16 protein-coding genes and 1 pseudogene are annotated in these 26,155 nt (G+C 69.3%); 10 read left to right on the top strand and 7 right to left on the bottom strand.

Annotation, left to right across the window (positions count from 1 at the left end; translation table 11 throughout):
- Positions 1 to 22: 22 nt before the first annotated feature.
- Both BST28156_RS07515 and pbpC read left to right on the top strand, forming a co-directional pair.
- Entirely contained in the window at positions 23 to 6,025 is a 6,003-nt protein-coding gene (locus tag BST28156_RS07515; protein WP_174901905.1) for an alpha-2-macroglobulin family protein, read from the top strand.
- 30 nt (positions 6,026 to 6,055) lie between these two features.
- Entirely contained in the window at positions 6,056 to 8,476 is a 2,421-nt protein-coding gene (pbpC, locus tag BST28156_RS07520) for a penicillin-binding protein 1C (protein WP_059606007.1), read from the top strand.
- A gap of 38 nt (positions 8,477 to 8,514) precedes the next feature.
- Here pbpC and BST28156_RS07525 read toward each other — a convergent pair whose 3' ends face one another.
- The 5 genes and pseudogenes from BST28156_RS07525 to BST28156_RS07545 all read right to left on the bottom strand — a co-directional run bounded on the left by BST28156_RS07525 (position 8,515) and on the right by BST28156_RS07545 (position 15,177).
- Positions 8,515 to 9,585, bottom strand: a complete 1,071-nt coding sequence (locus BST28156_RS07525) for a porin (RefSeq protein WP_040131063.1) — start codon at positions 9,583 to 9,585, stop codon at positions 8,515 to 8,517.
- A gap of 447 nt (positions 9,586 to 10,032) precedes the next feature.
- A pseudogene (locus tag BST28156_RS07530) lies at positions 10,033 to 11,647 on the bottom strand (sigma-70 family RNA polymerase sigma factor).
- Positions 11,648 to 11,723: 76 nt separating this feature from the next.
- Positions 11,724 to 12,038 (bottom strand): high-potential iron-sulfur protein, encoded by a 315-nt coding sequence (locus BST28156_RS07535; RefSeq protein WP_040132043.1) that lies wholly within the window; start codon positions 12,036 to 12,038, stop codon positions 11,724 to 11,726.
- A gap of 69 nt (positions 12,039 to 12,107) precedes the next feature.
- Positions 12,108 to 13,370: a c-type cytochrome gene (locus tag BST28156_RS07540; RefSeq protein ID WP_174901906.1), complete on the bottom strand. Its 1,263-nt coding sequence runs from the start codon at positions 13,368 to 13,370 to the stop codon at positions 12,108 to 12,110.
- Between the two features lie 79 nt (positions 13,371 to 13,449).
- Entirely contained in the window at positions 13,450 to 15,177 is a 1,728-nt protein-coding gene (locus tag BST28156_RS07545; protein ID WP_009687374.1) for a methanol/ethanol family PQQ-dependent dehydrogenase, read from the bottom strand.
- Positions 15,178 to 15,573: 396 nt separating this feature from the next.
- Between BST28156_RS07545 and BST28156_RS07550 the strand changes: the two genes are divergently transcribed.
- Positions 15,574 to 17,916 (top strand): TonB-dependent receptor, encoded by a 2,343-nt coding sequence (locus tag BST28156_RS07550; RefSeq protein WP_174901907.1) that lies wholly within the window; start codon positions 15,574 to 15,576, stop codon positions 17,914 to 17,916.
- A 52-nt stretch (positions 17,917 to 17,968) separates the two neighbouring features.
- Here the strand turns inward: BST28156_RS07550 and BST28156_RS07555 are convergent, their stop codons facing one another.
- Entirely contained in the window at positions 17,969 to 18,934 is a 966-nt protein-coding gene (locus BST28156_RS07555; RefSeq protein ID WP_060244509.1) for an alpha/beta fold hydrolase, read from the bottom strand.
- A gap of 306 nt (positions 18,935 to 19,240) precedes the next feature.
- Between BST28156_RS07555 and BST28156_RS07560 the strand changes: the two genes are divergently transcribed.
- The 7 genes from BST28156_RS07560 (at position 19,241) to BST28156_RS07590 (ending at position 25,701) form a co-directional block, all read left to right on the top strand.
- The gene (locus BST28156_RS07560; RefSeq protein WP_174901908.1) at positions 19,241 to 21,244 is read left to right on the top strand and encodes a sigma-54-dependent Fis family transcriptional regulator; all 2,004 of its coding nucleotides are present in this window, start codon (positions 19,241 to 19,243) and stop codon (positions 21,242 to 21,244) included.
- Positions 21,245 to 21,598: 354 nt separating this feature from the next.
- Positions 21,599 to 21,673 (top strand): pyrroloquinoline quinone precursor peptide PqqA, encoded by a 75-nt coding sequence (gene pqqA, locus BST28156_RS07565; RefSeq protein ID WP_006485436.1) that lies wholly within the window; start codon positions 21,599 to 21,601, stop codon positions 21,671 to 21,673.
- A gap of 63 nt (positions 21,674 to 21,736) precedes the next feature.
- Positions 21,737 to 22,660: a pyrroloquinoline quinone biosynthesis protein PqqB gene (gene pqqB / locus BST28156_RS07570; protein WP_174901909.1), complete on the top strand. Its 924-nt coding sequence runs from the start codon at positions 21,737 to 21,739 to the stop codon at positions 22,658 to 22,660.
- A gap of 2 nt (positions 22,661 to 22,662) precedes the next feature.
- Complete coding sequence (gene pqqC, locus BST28156_RS07575; RefSeq protein WP_059515281.1) at positions 22,663 to 23,382, top strand: pyrroloquinoline-quinone synthase PqqC; 720 nt, start codon at positions 22,663 to 22,665, stop codon at positions 23,380 to 23,382.
- Positions 23,379 to 23,660 carry a pyrroloquinoline quinone biosynthesis peptide chaperone PqqD gene (gene pqqD, locus BST28156_RS07580; protein ID WP_009692128.1) on the top strand — a complete coding sequence of 94 codons (282 nt, stop codon included), beginning with the start codon at positions 23,379 to 23,381 and terminating at the stop codon, positions 23,658 to 23,660. The genes pqqC and pqqD overlap by 4 nt, the downstream gene beginning before the upstream one ends.
- A 1-nt stretch (position 23,661) precedes the next feature.
- Positions 23,662 to 24,780, top strand: coding sequence for a pyrroloquinoline quinone biosynthesis protein PqqE (gene pqqE, locus BST28156_RS07585; protein ID WP_174901910.1), 1,119 nt, complete (start codon positions 23,662 to 23,664; stop codon positions 24,778 to 24,780).
- 117 nt (positions 24,781 to 24,897) lie between these two features.
- A complete protein-coding gene (locus tag BST28156_RS07590) occupies positions 24,898 to 25,701 on the top strand; it encodes a TonB family protein (protein WP_174901911.1) in 804 nt (267 codons plus the stop codon).
- Positions 25,702 to 25,813: 112 nt separating this feature from the next.
- Here the strand turns inward: BST28156_RS07590 and BST28156_RS07595 are convergent, their stop codons facing one another.
- Positions 25,814 to 26,152 carry a helix-turn-helix domain-containing protein gene (locus BST28156_RS07595; RefSeq protein WP_009688851.1) on the bottom strand — a complete coding sequence of 113 codons (339 nt, stop codon included), beginning with the start codon at positions 26,150 to 26,152 and terminating at the stop codon, positions 25,814 to 25,816.
- Positions 26,153 to 26,155: the final 3 nt, after the last annotated feature.

A 26,155-nucleotide genomic window follows, 5' to 3' on the forward strand; every position in this document is an offset into this window, starting at 1 on the left:
TCCTGGATAAGGAAATAACAAAATGGATTTGCTGCGCTTTCTGCTGCTCCTGCCGATTCGTGCGATCGGTTTTGTCTGGCGTCTGCTCGGCCGCGTGCTGCGGCCGCTGCTCGGCGACGTGTCGTGGACCGCGCCCGCATGGCTCGGCCTCACCGCTACGGCCGTGCGCCGCCGCCCGTGGCATGCCGGCGGTGCGGTACTGCTCGCGGCCGCGCTCGCCGCCGCCGGATACTGGTACAAGCATCGTCCGAAACCGCCCGAGCCGGCGACCGTCGGCTTCACTGTGAAGGCGCCGGCCGTCACGGCCTACGAGGTCGACGACAGCGGCAAGCCGAAGTTGACCGTGCATCCGCTCGAAGTCGCGTTCGCGCAGTCGGCCGCGCCGATCGAACTCGTCGGCAAGCCGGCCGGGCAGGGCATCGAGATGACGCCCGCGCTGAAGGGCGCATGGGAATGGGCCGACGACAAGACGCTGCGCTTCACGCCGGCGGCCGACTGGCCGGTTGGCGCGCACGTCGAGGTGCGGTTCGCGGTGCGCCAGGCGTTCGCGCCGCAGGTCACGCTGCAGGACGACCATTTCGCGTTCGACATCCCGGCATTCGCGATGCAGTCGAGCGACAACACGTTCTACCAGAACCCCGACAATCCGGCGGAAAAGCAGGCGCTGCTGCAACTGAACTTCAACTACCCGGTCGATCCGGCCGAGCTCGAGAAGCGCATCGGCCTCGTGCTGGTCGGCCGCGACGGCAAGACCACGACGCCGCTGCGCTACACGGTCAGCTACGACACGATGAAAATGCGCGCGTGGGTCCGCTCGCAGCCGCTCGAGATTCCGCGCGACCCGTTGTCCGCGCGCCTTGACGTCGACAAGGGCGTGAAGAGCGCGCGCGGCGGCGCCGGCACGCAGGCCGCGCTGCAGGCGGCGGTTGCCGTGCCGGGCCTGTACAGCCTGTCGATCGGCGACGTATCGCCGACACTCGTCGACAACGAACGCTACGAGCCCGAGCAAGTGCTCGTCGCGGAAACGTCGGACGGCGTGCGCAGCGCCGAGCTCGCCGCGCGCGCGAAGGCCTGGGTGCTGCCGAAGCGCAAGCCGGGCGTCGACCAGTCCGACGACGATCCTCCGTACGAATGGAACGTCGCCGACATCAGCGACGCGGTGCTGAAGCAATCGAAGCCGCTGCCGCTCGAAGCGATTCCGACCGAGGACGACTACGCGACGATGCAGAGCTTCAAGTACCACGCGACGCCGGGCGACCGCGTCTACGTGCGCTTCGACGACGGGCTGAAATCGGCGGGCGGCTACCTGCTCGGCAAGCCGGTGACGCGCGCTTTCACGGTGCCCGACTATCCGAAGCTGCTGCGCTTCATGGCCGACGGCTCGCTGCTGTCGATGAGCGGCAGCAAGCGGCTGTCGGTCGTGTCGCGCAACCTGCCGGGGATGAAGGTCGAGATCGGCCGCGTCGTGCCCGACCAGCTTCAGCATCTGGTCAGCTTCAACAACGGCTCGTACTCGCGTCCCGAGCTGTCGTATTCGTTCAGCGAGGATCACATCGTCGAGCGCTTCGTGCAGAAGCGCGCATTCCCGGCCGGCGATCCGGGCAAGGCGCACTACGAGGGCATCGATCTCGGCCAGTACCTGAAGGGCGGCAAGCGCGGCGTGTTCCTGCTGCACCTGTCGAAGTACGACCCGGCCGCCGAGAAGAAGAAAAGCGACGACGCGCAGGAGGGCGACGCATCCTCCGACGGCGACAACAGTCAGGATCAGTCCGACCAGGCCGATTCCGGCGACGCCGGCAGCGACGACGACAGCGCGCTCGGCGACACGCGGCTGATCGTCGTCACCGATCTCGGGATGCTGGTCAAGCGCGCGCTCGACGGCAGCCAGGACGTGTTCATCCAGTCGATCCGCTCCGGCCGGCCGGTCGCGGGCGCGACCGTGTCGGTGCTCGCGGTGAACGGGCAGGCGCTGTTCACGCAGACGACGAGCGCCGACGGCGTCGTGCATTTCCCCGCGTTCAAGGGCCTCGACCGCGAGAAGCGCCCGCAGCTCTATGTCGTGAAGAAGGACGGCGACCTGTCGTTCCTGCCGGTCGGCGGCCGTGACCGCCAGCTCGACTTCTCGCGCTTCGACGTCGACGGCGAGCGCAACGCGACGGGCCAGGGCCAGCTGTCCGCATACCTGTTCTCGGATCGCGGACTGTACCGGCCCGGCGACCCGTTCCATATCGGGCTGATCGTGCGCGCGGCGAGCTGGGCGCGCAGCCCGGCCGGCGTACCGCTGCAGGCCGAGATCGTCGATTCGCGCGGCATCACGGTCGAGCGCAAGCCGGTGAGCGTCGATGCGACCGGTTTCACCGAGCTCGACTATACGACGGCCGAGACGGCGCCGACCGGCACCTGGACGGTCAACCTGTACATCATGAAGAACGGTCAGCCCGGCGACGAGCCGATCGGCAGCACGACGGTGCAGGTGAAGGAGTTCCTGCCCGACCGGATGAAGGTCGATGCGAGGCTGTCGCTGCAGGTGCTCGACGGCTGGGTGAAGCCGAAGGGACTGAAGGGCATCGTCGACGCGCAGAACCTGTTCGGCACGCCGGCCGAGAAGCGGCGCGTCGCTGCGACGCTGACGCTGCGCCCCGTGTGGCCGTCGTTCCGCAACTGGCAGGGCTACCGCTTCTTCGACGCGCGGCGCGCGAAGGAAGGCTATACGACCACGCTGCAGGACGGCACGACCGACGACAAGGGCCACGCGGAGTTCGACCTCGATCTCGACAAGTACGCGGACGCGACCTACCAGCTCTACTTCCAGGCGAAGGCATACGAAGCGGAGGGCGGACGCAACGTCGCGGCGAACGCGCAGACGCTCGTGTCGAACAACGACTGGCTGGTCGGCTACCGGTCGGTCGACGATCTGGGGTACGTGAAGCGCGGCAGCCCGCGCACGGTGCGGCTGGTCGCGATCGATCCGAACGCGAAGGCGATCGAGGTAAAGGGCCTGCGCGCGCAGCTCGTCGAGGAGCGCTACGTGTCGGTGCTGACCCGGCAGGATTCCGGCGTATACAAATACGACTCGCGGCTGAAGGAGGTGCCGGTCGACGACAAGCCGCTGGCGATCCCGGCGGCCGGCGTCGATTTCGCGCTGCGCACCGACAAGCCGGGCAGCTACGCGCTCGTGATCCGCGACGCGAACGGCGGCGCGGTGAACCGGATCGGGTATGCGGTGGCGGGCGACGCGAACGTCACGCGCTCGCTCGACCGCAACGCAGAGTTGCAGGTGAGCCTCGCGAAGCACGACTACAAGCCGGGCGAGCAGGTCGAGATCGCGATCCGTGCGCCGTACGCGGGCAGCGGCCTGATCACGATCGAGCGCGACAAGGTGTACGCGCACGCGTGGTTCCATGCGGACACGACGAGCTCGATCCAGCACATCACGGTGCCGGCCGGTTTCGAGGGCAACGGCTACATCAACGTGCAGTACATCCGCGATCCCTCGTCGGACGAGATCTTCATGAGCCCGCTGAGCTACGGCGTCGTGCCGTTCTCGGTGAACCTCGACGCGCGCCGCAACGCGCTGACGGTCGATGCGCCGGCGCTCGTGAAGCCGGGCGACACGGTGAATTTCACCGTGCATTCGGCGAAGCCGGCGAAGGTCGTCGTGTTCGCGGTCGACGAGGGGATCCTGCAGGTCGCGCGCTACAAGCTCGGCGATCCGCTGAAGTTCTTCTTCCGCAAGCGGATGCTCGAAGTCGGCACGTCGCAGATCCTCGACCTGATCCTGCCGGACTTCGACAAGCTGATGTCGATGGCCGCGCCGGGCGGCGACGCCGACGACGCGATCGGCCGCCAGCTCAATCCATTCAGGCGCAAGCGCGACAAGCCGGTCGTCTACTGGTCGGGGATCGTCGATGTGAACGGCGACACGCGCGTGAGCTACACGGTGCCCGACTACTTCAACGGGAAGCTGCGCGTGATGGCGGTGTCGGTGTCGCCGGACCTGGTCGGCACGTTCGAAGGCGCGACCACGGTGCGCGGCGACTTCGTGCTGTCGCCGAACGTGCCGACCACGCTTGCGCCGGGCGACGAAGCCGACGTCAGCGTCGGCGTCGCGAACAACCTGACCGGCGCGGGCAACCAGCCGGTGCCGGTTGCGGTCACGCTGAAGACGGGCCCGCAGCTGCAGGTGATCGGCGCGGCGACGCAGAACGTCGCACTCGCGCCGCAGCGCGAGGGCGTCGCGCTGTTCCGCGTGAGGGCGACCGACACGCTCGGCTCGGGCACGCTGTCGTTCGGCGCGCGCTATGGCGCGAAGGGCGCGCAGCAGAACGTCGACGTGTCGGTGCGACCGGCCGCCGCGTTCCGCACGCAGCTCGACGTCGGCCGGCTCGATGCGGGCAAGAAGGCGAGCGTGCCGAACCTGCGGCCGATGTACGACGCGTATGCGTCGCGCGACGCAAGCCTGTCCACCGCGCCGCTCGTGCTGTCGGAAGGGCTGTCGTCGTATCTCGTCAATTTCGATCACTACTGCAGCGAGCAGATGGTGAGCGCGGTCGTGCCGCGGTTGTTCGCGTCGAACTGGCTGTCGGTGCGTGCGCTGACGAGCGCGATGCATGCGCCGGAAGCCGGCGCGGATGCGGCCAATGCGAACGCGGTCGCGCAGTTCTTCGGCGTGTTGCGCAGCCGGCAGAACGCGCAGGGCGGCTTCGGCATGTGGAGCGCGACGCCGGACGCGGATCCGTTCGTGTCCGCCTACGCGATGCATGTGCTGATCGACGCGCGCGAGCGCGGCGCGGCCGTGCCGAAGGACATGCTCGACGCCGGCACGCAGTATCTGCAGAAGCTCGCGGCGAACGACGCGCTCGGTTCGCTCGACCTGCTGCGCCAGCGTGCGTATGCGGTGTACCTGCTGACGCGTCTGGGCAACGTGACGACCAACAGCCTCGCGACCGTGCAGAAGCGCCTGCAGGATGCGTATCCCGACGCGTGGAAGAACGATCTCGCGGCCGCGTGGCTGGCCGCATCGTACCGCCTGCTCAAGCAGGACAAGGAGGCCGCCACGCTGATCGCGGGCCCGCAGGCGCTGCTCGAGCGGCGGCCTCGCGCCGACGACGGCTACGCGACGGGCTACTACCTCGATCCGCTGACGCGCGACGCAAGCGTGCTGTACCTGCTCGCGAAGCATTTCCCCGAGCGTGCGCGCAGCCTGTCGCCGCGTGCGATGGACAACATCGCCGCGCCGATCGTCGACAACCGCTTCAACACGCTGTCGTCGGCGATGACGATCCTCGCGCTGGATGCGTACGCGGCGTCGAATGCGGGCCAGCTCGACCGGCTCGCGATCGACGAGATCCGCGCGGGCGCCGCGACGAAGGACGTGTCGTCGATCCGCGCGAATCTCGTGCGCTCGGGCACGTGGGCGGCCGGCGCATCGCGCGTCGACTTCGTGAACGGCAGCGCGCTGCCCGCGTGGTGGGTCGCGAGCCAGTCGGGCTACGAGCGCGGCACGTCGAAGCAGGCGATTCGCAACGGCCTCGAGATCGTGCGCGACTACACGGACAAGAACGGCAAGCCGCTCGACAAGATCGTGCTCGGCCAGGAGATCGACGTGCATCTGAAGATCCGGGCGACCGGCTCGGCGAGCGTCGGCAACGTCGCGATCGTCGATCTGCTGCCGGGCGGCTTCGATCCGGTGATCGCGCCGCCGCCCGCGACCGATGCGCAGGACGGCAGCAACGGCGATGGCGGCGACGGCGGTGCGTCGGCGCCGGCCGCGGATGCGCCGTGGCGCTCGCCGATCGGCGTGGCCGGCTCGACCTGGCAGCCGCAGTTTGCGGACGTGCGCGAGGATCGCGTGGTGATCTACGGCACCGCGACGAGCGACGTGCGCGAGTTCGTGTACCGGATCAAGGCGAGCAACGCGGGCCGCTTCATCGTGCCGCCCGCCTACGGCGAGTCGATGTACGATCGCCGGCTGCAGGCCCAGGCGCCGGGCGGGGCGGCGCTGACGGTGGAGCGCGCGCGATGACGCGGTGCGGGCGCGCGGGAGTGCCGGTGCATGGCTGACGCATCGGCGTTGCGGCGCGTGCTGCGCGGCGCGGGCCGCTGGCTGCAGCGCTGGCAGAACTGGATCGTCGGCGCACTGCTCGTGTTCGCGGTGCTGGCCGGATGCCGGCTGTGGCCGCATCCGCCGCTGCGCGACTGGAAGCCATCGTCGACCGCGGTGGTCGCCGCGGATGGCCGTTTGCTGCGGCTCACTCTCGCGAAGGACGAGCGCTACCGGCTGTGGGTGCCGCTCGACCGGATGTCGCCGCAGCTGGTCGACGCGGTGATGCTGCACGAGGACCGCTGGTTCCGCTGGCATCCGGGCTTCAATCCGTACGGGCTCGCGCGCGGCGCATGGGTCACGTACGTGCGCGGCGGCAACCCGCAGGGCGGCTCGACGCTGACGATGCAGCTCGCGCGTTCGCTCTGGCGGATCAACACGCGCACGCCGCTCGGCAAGCTCGAACAGGTCGCGCGCGCGATCCAGCTCGAACTCTTCTACTCGAAGCGGCAGATCCTCGAAGCCTATCTGAACGATGCGCCGTACGGCCGCAACGTCGAAGGCGCGGGCACCGCGAGCGTCGTCTATTTCGACAAGATGCCCGACGCGCTGACGCTGCCCGAGGCGCTCGCGCTCGCGGTGATTCCGCAGGACCCGGCGCGGCGCGTGCGCGGCGGGCAGGAGGCGATCAACCGCGCGCTCGCCCTGTCGCGCAACCGGCTTTACGCGCGCTGGTTGCGCGTGCATCCGCGCGATGCGTCGCTGCGGCCGCTGTTCGCGTTGCCGCTCGCGATGCGCCCGCTGTCGGCGCTGCCGTTCGAGGCGCCGCATGCGGTCGACCAGGCGCTCGCCGCGCGGCGAGCATGGCGCATGCGCTCGGGCGAGGCGGGCGATGCAGGCGACGGCGACGACGCGAATGCCACGTTCGCAACGACGCTTGACCTCGACCTGCAGCACCTGCTCGAACGGCAGATCGCGCGCTACGTCGCGCGCAACGACACGCGCGGCGTGCGCAACGCGGCGGCGCTGCTCGTCGATACGCGCGACATGGGCGTGAAGGCGCTGGTCGGGTCCGCGAACTTCTTCGACCGGTCGATCGACGGGCAGGTGAACGGCACGCTCGCCCGGCGCTCGCCGGGCTCGACGCTGAAGCCGTTCATCTATGCGCTGGGTTTCGACCAGGGCGTGCTGCATCCGCAAACCGTGCTGCGCGACGTGCCGACCGCGTTCGGCCCGTATGCGCCGGAGAACTTCGACGGCCATTTCCTCGGGCCGATCACCGCGACCGACGCGCTGAACCGCAGCCGCAACGTGCCGGCCGTGTGGGTCGCGTCGCAGCTCAAGTCGCCCGATCTGTACCGGTTCCTGCAGGAAGCCGGCGTGCGCCGGCTCGCGAGCGCGCAGCACTACGGGCTCGCGCTCGTGCTCGGCGGTGGCGAGGTCACGATGCAGGATCTCGCGGGCCTCTACGCGATGCTCGCGAATCGCGGCGTGTTCCGGCCGCTGCGGCTGCGCGACGACGAGCCGGTCGCGCCGGGCCGCCGGCTGCTGAGCGCGGAGGCGAGCTACATGACGATGGACATGCTGCGCCAGCACCTGCGCCCCGACGAGACCAGCGGCGCGCAGCCGTCGGGCGTGCCCGTCTACTGGAAGACCGGCACGTCATGGTCGTTCCGCGATGCATGGACGGCCGGCGTGGTCGGCCCGTACGTGCTCGTCGTGTGGGTCGGCAACTTCGACAATTCGAGCAACACGGCCTTCGTCGGCGTCGATGCGGCCGCACCGCTGTTCTTCCAGGTGATCGACGCGCTGAACGCCGAGCGCACGCTGGTCGAGCCGCCGCGCCCGGTGCCGGCCAACCTGAAGCGCGTGCGGATCTGCCTGGCGAGCGGCGATCTGCCGAACCAGTGGTGTCCGCAGCAGGGCTGGACCTGGTTCATTCCCGGCACGTCGCCGATCCGTGTGAGCACCGTGCACCGGCCGGTCGTGATCGACGACGCGACCGGCAACGCCGCGTGTCCGCCGTACGACGGCAAGCGCACGCATACCGAGGTCTTCGAGTTCTGGCCGTCGGATCTGCAGCAGGTGTTCGTACAGGCCGGCATCCCGCGCCGGCGTCCGCCGCAGAATCCGGACTGCCGCGACGCGGGGCAGGTCGACGGCGATCCGCCGCGCATCACGTCGCCGCTGCGCGGCAGCACCTATGCGATGCGCGTGAAAAGCGCGGACGATACGCGCATCGCGTTCAATGCGACGGCCGACGCGAGCGCGCACACGCTGTACTGGTTCGTCAACGATGCGTATGTGGGTCGCAGCGCGCCGGGCGAAGCGCTGTTCTGGCAGCCGCACACGGCCGGCGGCTATACGGTGCGGGTGGTCGACGACCACGGCCGCAGCGACCAGCGGCCGCTGGCGGTCGGCCTCGAACAGTGAGGACGCCGCGGCGAGCCGTGGCGCCCGGCCCGCACAGGTCAGAACATGTGATGGATGCCGATGTTCGCGCCGACGGTCGTGCCCGTGACGCCGAATAGCGCGTTATTGATCCCGAGCCCCGTATCCATCGCGCCGTGGTTGTTCACCAGCCCGACCTGCGCGTACAGCGCGGTGGCCTTCGACAGGCCATAGCTCGTGCCGAGCGCGGCGAGCACCGAATGGTTGTGCGTGTCGTTGCGATCGCTCGTCACCCACACGCCGCCGTTGACGTCGACCGCAGGCGTCACCTGATAGTCGAGACCGCCGCCATAGACGTTGTTGCTGAACGAGCCGCCGACCTTGTAGCTCGTGAACGCGGCCTTCGCGGTGACGGGGCCGAAGCGGTACGCGGCGCCGATCGTGCGGCCGACGAAGGCGACCGTGCCGGGAACCGGCGTCGCCGCGGTGCCGCCGCCGTTGCCGTCGTAGAACGCCGCATTGAGCATGAAGCCGCCGTTCTCGTACTTGAGGCTTGCCGAATACTGGCGGCCCGCCTGGAAGTCGCCGGCCTTGCCGCCGAACGCGAACAGCGCGCTGCCGGTGAGCCCGGCGATCGTCGGGCTGGTATACGACACCGCATTCGCGTTGAACAGCCCGGTGACGAGCACGTTGTCGACATAGTTGATCAGGCTGCTGCCGAAATGCGAGAAGCCGCGCGGGTCGGAGTCGAGCACCGCGAGCACGAACGGCGAGAACTGCAGGCCGGCCTTGATCTGGCCATACCCGCTGTCGAGCCCGACCCACGCCTGGCGGCCGAAGAAGTTGCCGTTCGAATGGTTGAACGCGCCGTTGGTGACCGCGAAGCCGCTTTCGAGCTTGAAGATCGCCTTGAGGCCGCCGCCGAGATCCTCGGTGCCCGTCAGCCCGAAGGTCGTGGGCGTCATGCCGGTATCGGTCATCGCGAACTGATGGCCGGCATTCTGCCCGGTGGTCGAATCGAGCGTCTTGCTCGTGTACAGCAGTGCGGTGTCGAGGTTGCCGTACAGCGTCACGCTGCTCTGCGCGAAGGCGCCCGTGCTGGCGGCCGCGCCCAGCAGCGCCGCGCAGATCGTCCGTGTCCTGCTCTTCATCGTCTGTCTCCGTGTTGTTGAGTGTTGTATTACGTATCGCTAATCAATATCGGGAAGCGCCCCGGGAGTGCGCCGCCCGAATGCCGTGCCGTTGGGGCGGCACGGTGTCACCCGGTGCGGGACGATCAAACGCAACTTGCATGCCAGTCGCGGCGCGCGGCTGGTCGATGCGCGACGAAAGCGTTCCGGCCGCGGCTTGTGCGATCGGTCGCGCGGGCCGTCGAGACGCGGGAAGCGCCGCGGGTGGCGGGCCGTGGCGACGCATGCATGAGCCGGGCGGGACGACGGACGTGTTCGTAATCGTAAGGATCACGGAAGAAAGGCGATGTGCGAGGTCGGTCGGAACCACACCGGCTGCACGCGTTTCATTGCGACGGTGCGCCGAAATGCATCAACGGCTGTTGCAGGGATCAACAGGCGCGGCGTCGCGCGCGCTGTCGATCGGCGTCACGCCATGAACGAGCGCAAGCCGTGCAGCGCGCCGGATGCGCGAATGCGATCGAGCGCCGACGCCTCGATCTGCCGGACGCGCTCGGCGGACGTTCAGCTGCCGGCCGATGTCGCGCAGCGACACGCCGTCGGCCGTGCCGATGCCGTAGCGCAGGCGCAGCACCGTCGCCTCGCGCGCCGGCAGCCCGCCGAGCGTGGCGGCCATCGCGGCGCGCAGCTGCGTCGCCGCGGCCGCGTCTTCCGGCAGCGGCGTGGCGTGGTCCGGCACGACGTCGCCGAACGTCATGTCGCCATCCGGCGACACGGGCACGTCGGTCGATACCGGCTCCCTGACGATCGCCATCAGGTCGAGCACCTTCGCAAGCGGCAGGTCCATCCGGTCGGCCAGCTCGGCGGGCGTGGCGGCGACGCCCGCACGCTGCACATGGTCGCGGGCGATGCGCGCGAGCTTGTTGACGGCGTCCACCGTATGCGCGGGCACGCGAATCGTCCGGCCGAGATCCGCGAGCGCATGCGTGATCGCCTGCCGGATCCACCACGTTGCATAGGTCGAGAACTTGAAGCCGCGGCGATGATCGTAGCGCTCGACGGCCTTGAGCAAGCCGATGTTGCCTTCCTGGATCAGGTCGGGCAACGGCAGTCCGCGATCGGGATAGCGCTTCGCGATCGACACGACGAGGCGCAGGTTCGACTTGACCAGCTTCGTCCGCGCCGGGCGCGTCGCGCGTTCGATCCGTTCGATGCGCGCGTCGAGGGCCGCAATCGTGTCGGGCGGCAGGTCCGGCGAACGCGCCAGCATCCGTTCGACCGCTCGCGCGGAGAAGCGCAGCGTGCCGAGCAGCGTGGCGGATTCGCGGCACAGCGACAGATAGGCGGGCGATGCGGCGCCATGCGCGCGCACGGCGTCGCGCATCGCGGCCGCCAGCGCGGCGACGGCGGCGAGGCGTTCGATCACGGCGGTGCGCGTTGCGGGACAGTCGCGGTCGCTGGCGTCGTCGTCCGGCTCGGCCGGGTACGCGTCTGCGCCCGGTGCCTGCGGCCGGGCATCGCCCGCATCGACGAGGCCGGTCACGTAGGCCGATGCGGGCGCGCGGCGCTCGACGATGTCCCGATGGATCGCCGACAGCACGTCGAGCGCCGCCGGATCGCCGCTCAACGCATCGATGCACGCGGCGCGGCCCGCTTCGAGCTGCCGTGCGAGATCGATCTCGTCGTCGCGCTCGAGGAGCGGTGTCGCGCCCATCTCGCGCAGGTAGAGCCGCATCGGATCGGTCGTGCGCGGCACGAGCAGGTCGAGCGCGGCGACGGCGCCCGCGCCGTCGGGCCACGCGGGCGAGCGTGCGGCCGGCGAGAAATGGCGGTCGAGCGCCCAGCCGCCACGCGCGTCGACGGCGTCGTGCACCGCAATGCCGAGTTCGCCGAGTGTCGAAGCCGCGGCTGCGATGCCGGCGTCGTCGGCGTCCTCGTCGGGCAGCGCGTCGACGATGTCGCCGCGCGTCACGAATCCGCGCGCGAGACCGGTCGCGATCAGCGCATGCAGGCGCGGCGCGGCGCCGTCCCGCGCATCGCGCTCGGCGCCGGCCAGCGCATCGACGTGCTGGCCGGGCGCCACGCCGTGCCGGCCGCCGTCGGCAGCCAGCGGTGCGCACGCTTGGCCGACTTCGTGCGGCGCCCGATCGCGTGCGCGCTCAGGCCCGCTTCGCATACACGTTGCACCAGCCTTCGGCGGCAACGAGCTTGCCCGCGAACATCGGGCACGTGCCGGTCGCATCGGACGCGCCGCCGCTGTAGAAGCGGCAGTTCGCGCAACGCTGGCCGGGCTGGTACTTCGGGAACTGCGCGGCATCGACGGTCGACGCCTTCGCGCGATAGCCGAGGGTCTTGGCGCCGGCGTCGGCTTCGTCGACGACGGGCGGCGCGGCAAGCGCGGTGCGCGCGGCGGCGAGCGTGGCGCACAGGCCGATCGTGCGGACGATGAAGGTTCTGCGAGTCTGGACAGTCACTTTGGTTTCCTGATGAATGAACAATGGCGATCGAACGAGGCGCGACGCTGAAGCGCGCACCGCGTCCGCTTACTGGCTGGCTTCCTTGTGACCGGCGGGGCCGACGACGAGCGGCGTCGTCGATGCGCGCGCCGCATCGGCGGTCAGCTTGTCCTTGCCGGGCAGGTAGCCGTTCGACGACAGCAGGAACGCCATCAGGTCGGCATACTCTTCGTCCTTCATCTTGCCCGGCTGGTCGGCGGGCATGTTGGTGGACATGTAGCCGAAGATGCCGCCGATCGTCAGGTGCGAGTGGGACAACGGCGCGAACGACGGGCCGCTCAGCGCGGGTGCCGTATTGCCTTCGAGGTTCGCGCCGTGGCATTTCGCGCACGCGTCGCCGTACAGCTGCTTGCCATGCGCAACCTGCGCGGCATCGAATGCCGGCGTGTCGCCGCCGGTGCCGGCCGCTACCTTGATGAAGCCGCCCGCGGCGGCCGTGCCGCGCACCGCGACGACGGCGGCGCGCAGCCGGCCGGCGGACGCGAACGCGCCGTCGAGAAAGCGCGGCGCCGCATGCGTGTCGCGCGCTTCCTGGGCGTTGTCGGGCAGCGTCCACTTGCGGGTCAGCGCGGCGAGACGGCCGTTGTCCTTCATGCGCGACAAGGCCGCATCCACGCGCTGCTGCAGCTCGGCCGAGCGCGCGCCGAACGCGAACACGAGCTGCCAGCCTGCGTACGGCGACGACGTCGGCCCGATGCGGAACGCCTGTTTCGGATGCGCGGCCTGGTACGCGACGACCGCCGGATACCAGACGATCGCGCGCTGCGCGCGGCCGGTCGCCACCGCATCGACGGTGCGCTCGGACGTGTTCTCGAGATCGAAGCGCACGTTCTGCTGCTGCACCGCGATCAGCTGTGCGGGGCTCGCATAGGTGGCCGCGACGACTTCCTTGCCGGCCGGCGCTGTGCGGGCGTTGCGCAGTGCGACGCTGACGTAGCCGGACCGCAGGTAGCCCTGCGAGAACAGCAGCGTGGTATCCGACGCGTCGGCGATCGCCGAGCGCGGGAAGCCCGCGATCACGTCGCAGTGGCGGTCGAGCGACTTGACGAGCTCGTGTGCGGAGATGCCGTCGTCGTCGTCGCCGCCGTCGATGCCGTGGGTGCTGAAGGTCGCCGCGATGCCCGCAAGGCGGAACGCTTCGCGGGCGACCGCGGTGTCGAGCGCGGCCGTCGGCGTGCCGGGCAGCGAGCAGACGCGGACCGTGGCCGCGGCCGCTGCGGGCGCTGGCGTCAGGGCCGCGCCGGCCGCGAGCGCGCAGGCCGCAGCGAGAGGAATGAGTCGAGTGTTCATGATCGTGCGCTCAGGTCAAAAACGGGGAGGGGCGCCCGCGTGAGGCGGGTGCGGGCGCGAGGTGGCCGGGCGGTGACGCTCAGCTGTGATCGAGGGCGAACACGTACAGCGTGCCGCCGCGCGGCACGTCTTCCGCCGCCTTGGCCATCGGGCCGCCCCAGATCGGGTTGGCGCCGCCGTAGCCGGCGAGGACCGCGACGTATTCCTTGCCGTCCACCTCGAACACGGACGGCTGCGCGATGATCCCGCTCGCGAGCTGCGGGCTTTCCCACAGCACCTTGCCGGTCGCTACGTCGAACGCGTACAGGTGGCCGTCGAGCGAGCCGCTGAACGCGAGGCCGCTGGCCGTCGTCGCGACGCCGCCGTTCCACGGCAGCTTGCTCCAGTGGCTCCACACCTTCTTGCCGGTGTTCACGTCGATCGCCTGCAGCTCGCCGTAGCCTTCGCTGCCGGGCTCGGGCTTGATCTCGAAGCCTTCGCCGAGATACGGCAGCCCTTCCATGTAGTTCACCGACTTGCCGGACAGGCTCATGCACGCATGCAGCGACGGCACGATCGCCAGATGGCGCGCGGGATCGTAGGACACCGACCACCAGTTCTTGCCGCCGAGGAAGCTCGGGCACGTGTCGATCGTCGTGCCGACCTTCGGGTATTTCGCGGGATCCTGGATCGGCGCGCCGTCTTCCGTATAGCCGGTGACCGACGTGGCCTTCACGAACGGCTCCGCGTAGATCAGCTTGCCGGTATCGCGGTCGATCGCGTGGAAGTAGCCGTTGCGGTCCGCGTGGAGGATCGCGTCGCGCGACTTGCCCTTGTATTGAATCGTCGCGAGGATCGGCGTGTTGACGCCGTCATAGTCCCAGGTGTCGTGCTTCGTGTACTGGTAGTGCCACTTCAGGTCGCCGTTCTTCGGGTTCAGCGCGAGCAGCGAGTCGGAGTACAGGTTGTCGCCGGGGCGCAGGTCCGCGAGCCACGGCCCCGGATTGCCGACGCCCCAGTACAGCGTGCGCGTCGCGGCATCGTAGGTGCCGGTCAGCCAGGCGGGTGCGCCGCCGTGCGCCTGCATGCCGTCGGGCCACGTATCGGCATGCTTCTCGCCCTGGCCGGGGATCGTGAAGCGCTTCCACAACAGCGCACCGTCGTTCGGGCTCAGCGCGGCGATGAAGCCGCGCGCGCCGTACTCGCCGCCCGAACTGCCGACCACGATCGCGCCGTCGAGTGCGAGCGGCGCGAGCGAAAACGCGTAGCCGAGGCCCGGCTCGAACATCTGCTTCTTCCAGACGAGCGTACCCGTCTGCGCGTCGAGCGCGACCACTTCGCCGCTGAGCATCGCGACATAGACATTCTTGCCGTACAGCGCGACACCGCGGTTCACGACGTCGCAGCACGCGGTCTTGAACGATTCGGCGCCGAGCTTCGGCTCGAATTTCCACAGCTGCGCACCGGTCGTCGCATCGAACGCGTAGACGTTGTCCTTCGGCGTCGTCACGAACAGGTAGCGGCCGTTGACGATCGGCGTCGCTTCGAAACCCTGCTTCAGCTCCGCGGGAAACTTGTAGCTCCACGCCTGCGTGAGGCGGTTCACGTTCGACGGGTCGATCTGCTTGAGCGGCGAATGCGACTGGCCGTTGTAGGTGCGGTAGTAGGTCAGCCAGCCCGGGTCGCGCTGCGCATCGGTCAAGCGCTGGTAGGTCACGGCCGGATAGTCGGCCGCCGCGGCGACGAGTCCGGGGTTCAGTGCGATGGCCGCTGCCGTCGCGATGCCGATCGCTGCCAGTCGGCTCGTCGAAGCCGAGAGTTTCTTCATGGTTGTCTCCTGAGTCATTGTGGTCGCACCGCCGCGAACGCATCGTCGCGCCGGCACGGGTGGGGATTCCGGGCCGAGTGCGATGCCATTCACGCAAGTCGCATGCCATCGCGTCGGAAAGGCCGCGCGACGCGGCGCATCGCCGAGTCGCGTGCGGTGGGGCGCCGCCGGCGGCGTGGCGCATCGCCGGCGCAGGTGTTGCATTCCGGTACACCGTTGCGTGCGAGGTGTTGCCAAACATCACAGGTGATGTGCCGACGGCCGGCGCAGTCGCGCATGCGGCGCGCCGGCGCACGCGCGCTGCGCTGGCATGCTTCTCGCTGTTCGTGAACGCGGAAGACCGCGTCGTGCGGCCACGACGTCGCACGCAAAAAACGATTACGGAGACAGACCTCGATGATCAGGAGACCAAAGACACCGGCACGGCGCAGCCCGCCGCCGATGCGTCGACGCACGCGCCGGGTCGGCGCCGCGCTCGGCGCGATCGCGCTGTTCGGCCTGGCGCCGGACGCGGTTCGCGCGCAGCAGCATGCGGGCGACGACGCGGCGGCGGGCGGCGCACCGCAAGCGGCGGCGACGGTCACGCTGCCGGCAGTGGTCGTCGTCGGCACGACGCCGCTGCTCGGCATCGGCACGCCGCTGTCGAAGGTGCCGGCGAACGTGCAGACCGTGCGCGCAGCGGCGCTCGACGCGCAGCACCGGATGACGCTGGCCGACTACTTTGCCGCGAACCTGCAGAGCGTGACGATCTCGGATGCGCAGGGCAATCCCTACCAGGCCGATCTCAACTATCGCGGCTTCACTGCGTCGCCGCTGCTCGGCACGCCGCAGGGCCTGTCGGTGTTCGTCGACGGCGTGCGCGTCAACGAGCCGTTCGGCGACGTCGTGAACTGGGACATCCTGCCGATGCAGGCGATCGACCGGATGCAGCTGATTCCCGGCTCCAATCCGGTATACGGCCGCAATACGCTCGGCGGCGCGCTCGCGATCACGACCAAGAACGGCAAGTCGAGCCCGGGCGGCGAGGCGGAGGTGTCGGGCGGCTCGTGGGGCCGCGTCGGCGGGTCGGTCGAGCAGGGCGGCACGATCGGGTCGAACCTCGACTATTACGCGACCGCGAACGTCGCGCACGACGGCGGGTGGGCGGATCACAACGAAAGCCGCGTGCGGCAGGTGTTCGGCAAGCTGCGCTATACCGATGCCGACACCACGCTGTCGGTCGCCGCGGGCGGTGCGGACAACGCGCTGTACGGCAGCCAGACGATCCCGCGCTCGTTTCTCGACAACCGGAAGCAGGCGTATACGTATCCCGACCTGAACCGCAACAGCGCCGCCTACCTGACGCTGTCGGGCGATCACTTCTTCAGCGATCACGTCGAGCTGAGCGGCAACCTGTATTACCGGCACCTGCGCAATACCAATACCAGCAGCAACAACAACACCGACTATGGATCGGTCGACGACGACGGCGGCGTCGACACGCTGCAGGGCACCAACGCGCAGTCGACGATCGTCACCGACAGCTACGGCGGCAGCCTGCAGCTGACGCTGCTCGGCAAGCTGTTCGGGCTGTCGAACCAGCTGGTCTCGGGCGTCGCCGTCGATGTCGCGAATTCGAGCTATGTCGCGTCGTCGCAGGACGCCTACTTCACCGACACGCGCGCGGCGGTCGGCATCGGCGGCTTCGTGCCGCGGACCGACGCGAACACGCGCAACGCGAACCTCGGCATTTACGTGAGCGATGCGTTGTCGCTCACGCCGCACTGGACGCTGACGCTGTCGGGCCGCTACGATCGTTCGCGCTCGAAGATCGGCGACGAGAGCGGCGTGCAGCCGCTGCTCGACGGCGACCACACGTTCTCGCGCTTCAATCCGGCGGTCGGGCTGAACTGGAATCCGGTTCCCGGCTTCACCGCGTATGCGACCTACAACGAGGGGATGCGCGCGCCCACCGCGATCGAGCTTGCGTGCGCGGACCCGGCCGCGCCGTGCTCGCTGCCGAACGACTTCGTCGCCGATCCTGCGCTCAAGCCGGTGATCTCGAAGACCTTCGAGGCCGGCATGCGCGGCCGCATCGGCGCGGCCACGACGTGGAGCGCCGCCGCCTACCGCACGACGCTGACCGACGATATTGCGTTCATCAGCGACCCGGCGAGCGCGCAGGGCTATTTCCGCAATGTCGGCGACACGCGGCGCCAGGGCATCGAGCTGGCGGGCCGCACGCAGTTCGGGCCGCTCGGCGTCGGGCTTTCGTACAGCTATGTCGATGCGACCTATCGCTCGTCGTGGACCGAACACAGCCCGGCGAACTCGGCCGCCGACGCCAGCGGCAACGTGACCGTGAAATCCGGCGACCGCATCCCCGGCATTCCGGCGCATACGGTCAAGCTGCGGCTCGACTACGCGGCGACGCCGAACTGGAACATCGGAATGAACGCCACCTGGCGCAGCGGCGTCTATGCGCGCGGCGACGAGAACAACCAGGACGCGAACGGCCGGATCGCCGGCTATCTGCTCGTCGATCTCGACATGCGCTACCGGATCACGAAGCGCTTCGAGGTGTTCGCGAGCGTGACCAATCTGTTCGACAAGCGCTACGCGAGCTTCGGCGTGCTCGGCCAGAATTTCTTCAATGGTCCGAACCATACGTTCGATGGCGCGCAGCCGGTCAACGAGCAGTTCGTCGGCCCCGGGGCGCCGCGCGGCGCGTGGGTCGGCGTGCGTTATGCGTGGGACTGACGGCGGCGCGGCCGCATGCCGCGCGGGCGTCGCGCGTCGCGTTGACGGGCGATCACGGCGCGGCACGCGCGGCGAACATCGCGGCGAGCGCGCGTGCGACGCTGCGCGCGAGCGCTGGTTCGCCAGCGAGATGGCCGGCCGGCACGCGTTCGATGCGGGCTGCGGGTGCCGCGCGCAGAAGCCGGGCAGCGTTGTCGACGGGGCAGACGGGATCGCGCGTGCCGTGCGCGGCGAACAGCGGCACGCCGGCGTCCGCGGCGCGGCGCGCCAGCGCGAGCAGCCGGCGTTCGCCGAGCCAACAGTCGTGTTGCAGGTAATGCGCCTGGATCCGGTACTTGTCGATCAGCTGGTTCGCGGTTCGCCGCGAGCGGATCGCGCATGCATGCGTGTTGCGCATGGACGCGGAGGCGAGCAGCGCGCTCTCGTACGCGTGCCACGCGAGCGCGACCTCGCGCTGGCGGGCCGCGCTCGCGCCCCGATGCAGGCGTCGTGCGCAGCACGACAGCATGCGTCTGGGCTGCCGGCATCCGGCGGCGTCGCACAGGCGTCGCCATTCGCGCGGCGCACGTGTGCGCGACTGCACGAACAGCCCGCGAACTTCGCGCGCGGACGTCAGGAACAGCCCGCGCAGCACGACGCCAGTCACGCGATCGGGGCAGGTGCCGGCATACGCGAGCGCCAGCGCCGCGCCCCACGATCCGCCGACGACGCCCCAGCGCGCGATGCCGAGTCGTTCGCGGATCGCTTCGAGATCGCCGATCAGCCGCGCGGTATCGTTGTGGCGCGTAGTGCCGCGCGGTACCGAGCGGCCCGCGCCGCGCTGGTCGACGAGCACGACGCGCGTACGCGTCAGGTCGAACAGGCGCAGGATGCCGGGCTGGCTGCCGCTGCCGGGACCGCCGTGCAGCACGACGACCGCGCGGCCGTGCGCGGCGCCGGTGACGGCATACGCGATCGATTGTGCGTCGCGGCGCAGACGCCGATACGCGAGGGCGGGAGGAGCGTGAAGCGGCGTCATGTCGATAACGTTCGGGAGAAGGGGCGGCCGTCGACCGGCCGGGTTTGCGCGGGCGCCGCCTGGATTTGATCCTGCTCAAAGCCAGAATCGGGCCAGCCGTGAAGATCGGAATTCGCGCACCGGCGGCCGGTCGCGCGTCCGGTCCGTGACGCATTGCAAGGGCCACCGATCCGCCGCGCTTCGGTGCACGATTGCTTGCATTTGTCTTTCGGTGTGCTGTGTGATGGCCGCAGTATGGCCCGATGTTTGCTTGTCATCACGACAAAGAGTCCGGCACGTGACCGGAAGGATCCCCCGGAGGAGACAATGCGCGATGACGTAGATCAGGCGGCCGGATCACAGGCGACGCTTTCCGCTGGCTGGCCCCCACCGTCGATCCAGAAAGCCCACGAGCGCTCCGAGACGTTCGGCCTGCGCGTGTCCGAGCGGCCCGACTACGATGTGCTGTCGAATGCCGGCCTGGTGCTGAAGCGCGAGCAGAACCGCGTGCTGTGCGTGCACGCGATGCCGGTGATGGAGACGCTGCACGAGCAGATCGTCAATACGCAGAGCATGATCGTGCTGACCGATGCGGAAGGGCTGATCCTGCATTCGATCGGCGACGACGACTTCCTGCGCCGCGCGGAGAAGGTCGCGCTGCGGCCGGGCGCGAACTGGGCGGAGAACCGGCAGGGCACCAACGCGATCGGCACCGCGCTCGCCGAGCTGTGCCCGATGGTCGTCCACGGCGACCAGCATTTCCTGGCCGCGAACCGCTTCCTGACCTGTTCGAGCGTGCCGATCCTCGACCCGTACGGCGACGCGATCGGCGTGCTCGACGTGACGGGCGACCATCGCAGCTATCACCAGCACACGATGGCGCTCGCGAAGATGTCGGTGCAGATGATCGAGAATCATCTGTTCACGACGACCTTCCAGGAAACGCTGCAAGTGTCGTTCCATGGCCGCCCGGAGTTTCTCGGCACGCTGATGGAAGGCATCGTCGCGTTTACGGCCGACGGCCGCTTCCTGTCCGCGAACCGCAGTGCGCAGTTCCAGCTCGGGATGCCGCTTGCCGCGCTGCGTGCGCATACGTTGTCGTCGCTGTTCGACGTCACCAGCGCGCAACTGATCGACCGGATGCGGATGAGTACCGCGCCGCACCAGACGCTGAACCTCTGCAACGGCGCGGTGGTCTGCGCGCGCGTGCATTTTCGGCGCGCGACGCTGGCCGAGGGCAGCCGCCCGACGGGCGTGCACGACGCGGCCGCGCCGGCGGCACGCGCTCAAGCCGCGGTGCCTGCCGCGCAGCCGCCGGCGGCCGGCCTGTCGCGGCTCAATTACCTGGACACCGGCGATCCGCAGGTCGCGTCGGTGATCGCGAAGGTGCACAAGGTGCTGGGCAAGGACATCCCGATCCTGATCACGGGTGAGACCGGCACCGGCAAGGAACTGCTCGCGCAGGCGATCCACAACGATTCGCCGCGGCGCGACGGGCCGTTCGTCGCGGTCAACTGCGCGTCGATTCCGGAGACGCTGATCGAGTCCGAACTGTTCGGCTACGAGGAAGGCGCGTTCACCGGCGCACGCCGCAAGGGCGCAATCGGCAAGCTGCTGCAGGCGAACGGCGGCACGCTGTTCCTCGACGAGATCGGCGACATGCCGTATCCGCTGCAGATGCGGCTGCTGCGCGTGCTGCAGGAGCGCCTCGTGAACCCGCTCGGCTCGACCAAGTCGATCGCGGTGGACATCTCGATCATCTGCGCGACGCACCGCGACCTGCGCGAGATGATTGCGCAGAACCGCTTCCGCGAGGACCTGTACTACCGGCTCAACGGCCTCGTGGTGCGCCTGCCGCCGCTGCGCGACCGCACGGATCTCGCGATCGTCGTGCAGAAGATGCTGCAGCGGGAAACCTTTGCGGGCGCCGGCCGGCCGCTGAGCGTTGCGCCGGAGGTGATGGCGCTGTTCGTGCGCAGCAGTTGGCCCGGCAACTTCCGCCAGCTCGGCAACCTGCTGCGCACCGCCGCGGCGATGGTCGACGACGACGGCGAGATCCGGCGCGAACACCTGCCCGACGACTTCTTCGACGACCTGCCCGACGACGATGCGCAGCCCGCGCACGACGCGCCCGCGCCCGGCGCGGCGGACGCCGATCCGTTCGGCGATACGCGTCTGCAGGACGTCGCCGCGTCGGCGATCGCGGCCGCGCTGGCCCGTCACGGCGGCAACGTGTCGGCCGCGGCGCGCGCGCTCGGCGTGTCGCGCAATACGATCTACCGGAAAATGCCGTCGGCCGAACCGGGCCGGCTGGCGCGCGACGAAAGTTGACGCCCGCGGGCCGGCAGCCGTCGGCCGCGGGCGCGCGATGCTGCGCATGACGGCGACGCGCGCAACGCAGGCCCACGCCTGCCGCTGTCACAGCCGGTGTGTCAGGATGCAACACCGGTGTTCAATGATTCAACACCTGTCACGGCTATCGTGCGCGATGTCGGCCCGGCGATGCGGCGCGTGCGCCTGCATTCTGTCGGTAAATCGTAAGGATTCCGTCCCGATGCCCGGGCGACGGCCCTGCGCCGCGCCGCAATGCGCCGGATGCGCGACCGGCACGCTCCTTGCTGAGGAAGAACCGACCGCTCGACTGGCGCGGTTCCTCGACTCACCAACTCAACAAGGAGACACATCATGCAGTGGACGACCCCGTCTTACACCGACCTGCGTTTCGGCTTCGAAATCACGATGTACATCGCCAACCGCTGATCGACGCGCGAGACGCCGTTCGTGCCGCACCTGCGGCGCGGACGGCCTCGGAACCGGACGCTCATGAAGATCAAGATACTCGGCTCGGGGGCCGGCGGCGGCCTGCCGCAGTGGAACTGCAACTGCGCGAACTGCCGGCGCGCGCGCAGCGGCAGCGGCCATGTGCTGCCGCGCACGCAATCGTCGATCGCGGTCAGCGACGACGGCGTCGACTGGGTCCTCGTCAACGCGTCGCCCGACATCCTTTCCCAGCTGCGCGCGGATCCGGACCTGCAGCCCGCGCGCGCGATTCGCGACAGCGGCATTGCCGCCGTGGTGCTGTGCGATGCGCAGATCGATCACGTGACCGGCCTGCTGATGCTGCGCGAGCGTTCGACGCCGCTGCCGCTGTATGCGAGCGCGCCGGTGCTCGACGACCTGTCGACCGGGCTGCCGCTGGTGCCGCTGCTCGGTCATTACTGCGGCGTCGACGCGCACCCGATCGCGCTCGGCGAGCCGTTCGCGGTGCCGGCGACGCCCGGGATCCGCTTCACCGCGATTCCGGTCGACAGCAAGGCGCCGCCGTATTCGCCGCGGCGCGCATCGGCCGCGCCCGGCGACAACGTCGCGCTGTCGATCGAGGACCTTGCGAGCGGCCGGCGTGCGTTCTATGCGCCGGGCCTCGCCGCGATCACCGACGACGTGCGCGCCGCGATGGAGCGCGCCGATCTCGTGCTGGTGGACGGCACGTTCTGGACCGGCACCGAGATGATCGACCTCGGGCTGTCGGCGAAGCACGCGGCGGACATGGGCCATCTCGCGCAGTGCGCGGAGGACGGCCGTCCCGGCATGATCGACTGGCTCGATACGCTGCCCGCGCAGACGCGCAAGGTGCTCACGCACATCAACAACACGAATCCGATTCTCGACCCGCATTCCGTCGAGCACGCGCAGCTGCGCACGCACGGCATCGACGTCGCGCACGACGGCATGCAATTCCAGGTATGACGATGAACGCACCGATCCCCACTGCGGCGTTGCACGCGACGCCCTGGACCGCGACCGAGTTCGAGGCGCGCCTGCGCGCGCTCGAGTCGCGCTACCACATCCATCATCCGTTCAACCGGCGGCTCAACAGCGGCGCGTGTTCGCCCGCGCAGATCCGCGGCTGGGTCGCGAACCGCTTCTACTACCAGATCAGCATTCCGCTCAAGGATGCGGCGATCCTGTCGAACTGCCCCGATCGCGACACGCGGCGGCGCTGGATCCAGCGGCTGATCGATCACGACGGGCAGGGCGACAACGCGGGCGGCATCGAGGCATGGGTGCGGCTGGCTGAAGCGGTCGGCCTCGATCGCGACGCGCTGTGGTCGCTCGAACACGTGCTGCCCGGCGTGCGTTTCGCGGTCGACGCATACGTCAATTTCGCGCGGCGTGCGCCGTGGCAGGAAGCCGTGTGCTCGTCGCTGACCGAGATGTTCGCGCCGCAGATCCATCTCGACCGGCTGGCGGGCTGGCCGTCGCACTATCCGTGGATCGAGCCGGACGGCCTGCACTATTTCCGCAGCCGCGTGCCGCTCGCGCAGCGCGACGTCGAGCACGGGCTGGCCGTCACGCTGCAGCATTTCACGACGCCCGAGGCGCAGCAGCGCGCGCTCGGCATCCTGCAATTCAAGCTCGACATTCTGTGGTCGATCCTCGACGCAGTCGAAAAGGCCTATCCCGCATGAACGCGATCGATGCCGTCAGCGGCGTGCCGCTGCGCCCCTGCCTGAGGGGCATGTACCGCCTGCAATGGGAGGCGGCCCAGGATGCCTACGTGCTCCTCTATCCGGAAGGAATGGTCAAGCTCAACCCGAGCGCGGGCGAGATCCTGCTGCGCTGCGACGGCACGCGCGAGCTGGACGACATCATCGGCGAGCTGGAGCAGTTGTTCAGCCAGTCGGACCTCGCGACCGACGTCTACCGGTTCCTCGATCATGCACGCCTGCGCGGCTGGCTCGACTGACATGACGGCCGACCTCGATCGTCCATCGGCGCCGCTGTGGCTGCTCGCGGAGCTCACGTACCGCTGCCCGCTGCACTGCGCGTTCTGCTACAACCCGGTCGATTTCGCGAAGCACGGCGCGGAACTCGATACCGACGCATGGCGTACCGTCATCAGCGATGCGCGCGCGCTCGGCGCCGCGCAGATCGGCTTCTCGGGCGGCGAGCCGCTGCAGCGCGACGACCTCGAGACGCTCGTCGAGCATGCGCGCGGCCTCGGCTTCTACACGAACCTGATCACGTCGGGCATCGGGCTGAATGCGGCGCGCATCGAACGGCTCAAGGCCGCCGGGCTCGATCATATCCAGTTGTCGCTGCAGGACTCGACGCGCGAGCTGAACGATTTCCTGACCAGCACGCGCACCTTCGAGCTGAAGCGCAGCGTCGCGCGGCTCATCAAGGCGCACGACTATCCGATGGTGCTGAACTGCGTGCTGCATCGCTACAACCTCGCGCACGTGGACCGCATCATCGAGATGGCGCTCGACCTCGGCGCCGATTACCTGGAGCTCGCGAACACGCAGTACTACGGCTGGGCGATGCTGAACCGCGACCAGCTGATGCCGACCGCGGAACAGTTGCGCGACGCGGAGGACACCGTCAATCGCTATCGCAAGATGGTCGGCGAGCGCTGCCGGATCCTGTTCGTCGTGCCCGACTATTTCGAGCAGCGGCCGAAGGCCTGCATGAACGGCTGGGGATCGGTGTTCCTCGGCGTCGCGCCGGACGGCACCGCGTTGCCGTGCCATGCCGCGCGCGGGTTGCCGGGGCTGGCGCTGCCGAACGTTCGCGACCTTTCGCTGCGGGAGATCTGGTACGACAGCGACGCATTCAATGCGTTTCGCGGCGACGGCTGGATGCGCGAGCCATGCCGCAGTTGCGACGAGCGACATGTCGATCACGGCGGCTGCCGTTGCCAGGCCTACCTGCTGGCCGGCGATCCGACAGAGGCCGATCCGGTGTGCGAGAAATCCGCGCATCACGGGCAGGTCGAGCAGGCGGTGCGGTTCGCGCGCGAGCGCGTGCGAACCGATGTGCAGCCGCTGGTGTTTCGCAGCCGGGAGAATTCGCTGGCGCGTTGACCGGCGGCGCGCGCGGCGCGAAGCGACGCACCTCGGAACGAGCGATGCGGCGTGCGTTTCGTGGCGGCCGAGCCGCGCATTCGCGCGCGAATGGATCGACGCGGGACGGAGGTGACGATGAGTACCACCGCGTTTGCCGCGCCGGGCGCGGCATCGGCGAGCGGCGAAGTCCGCACGCGCTTCGGTATGCGTGCGACGCGCATCGCGGCGGTCGTCGCGACGGTATGCGCGCTGCATGCAACGCTGTTCGTGCTGCTCGCGCATCAGCCGGCGGCGCTGCGGCGCGTTTCGGTGCAGCCGCGCGTCATGATGGCGACGCTGATCGTGCCGACCACCGCAGCCCCGGCGGCCGCGCCGGACGCGATGACGGCGTCGCGCACGATGCAGCGAACGAAGCCTGCGAGCGGGCCCGTGTCCGCTGTCGCATCATCGGCGATACGGCCGCATCCGGTTGCGCGCGCGCGATCGCCGGCGCGTGATGCACACGGGCTCGCGCCATCGCGGCCGGTCGCGCCGGCCGTGCGCGAGCATGCCGCGCGAAACGATGCGGCGACCGACGCGCCGAACGCGCCGGCGTCGGTTCAACCGCAACCCCAATCCTCTTCCCGGCCGGCGCCCGAGACGGCTCCCGCACCGGCGGCGCCGCGTTTCGTCGCCCGTCCCGACTGCGCGCTGACGCAACCCGACTATCCGCCGCAGTCGCTGCGCGCGGGCGAGCACGGCACCGTGCTCGTCGAACTGGAAACCGATGCGGCCGGACATGTGGCCGCCGCGCATGTCGCCGCCGGCAGCGGCTACGCGCGCCTCGATGCGGCCGCGCGCGACGCGGTGCTGGCGAGCCGCTGCACGCCGTATCGCGAGAACGGGGCGCCGGTGCCGATGCGCGCGCGCGTGCCGATCAGGTTCGATCTCGACGATTGACAGGACACCTTGCCATCACGACCGACGGCATCGGTCATGGCAGAACGCAGCGCGCTCCGCTCGCGCGCCCGGTTGCCTGGCCGGACGTCGCTGCGCTGATGGAGTGACATCGTCACCCGTCGTCCGCCTTCGCCTGCAGATCCTTCAAGCCCTGAATCACGACCAGCAGCGCACGTCCGTGTTCGTCGGAGCCGTCCCACGCGTCGACGATCGCGTCGCGCAGCAGTTCGTTATAGCGGCGGCGCGACGGACCGATCTCGACGCCATAGAAAGTGCATAGCTTATTGAATGGCGCGCTGCGGCGCAGCCGACGCCCGTCCGACAGCCGCAGGCGCGACACGGTCGGCTGGCTGACCCCGGAAAGTCGCGCGATTTCGCTGGACGAACGCGTATCCGCCAGCAAGCAGCGTAACAGGTCTTGAACGGGAAAATCTTGGTCCGGGGCTTCCATGCG

Source organism: Burkholderia pseudomultivorans, from assembly GCF_902499075.1.
GTDB classification, from domain to species: domain Bacteria; phylum Pseudomonadota; class Gammaproteobacteria; order Burkholderiales; family Burkholderiaceae; genus Burkholderia; species Burkholderia pseudomultivorans.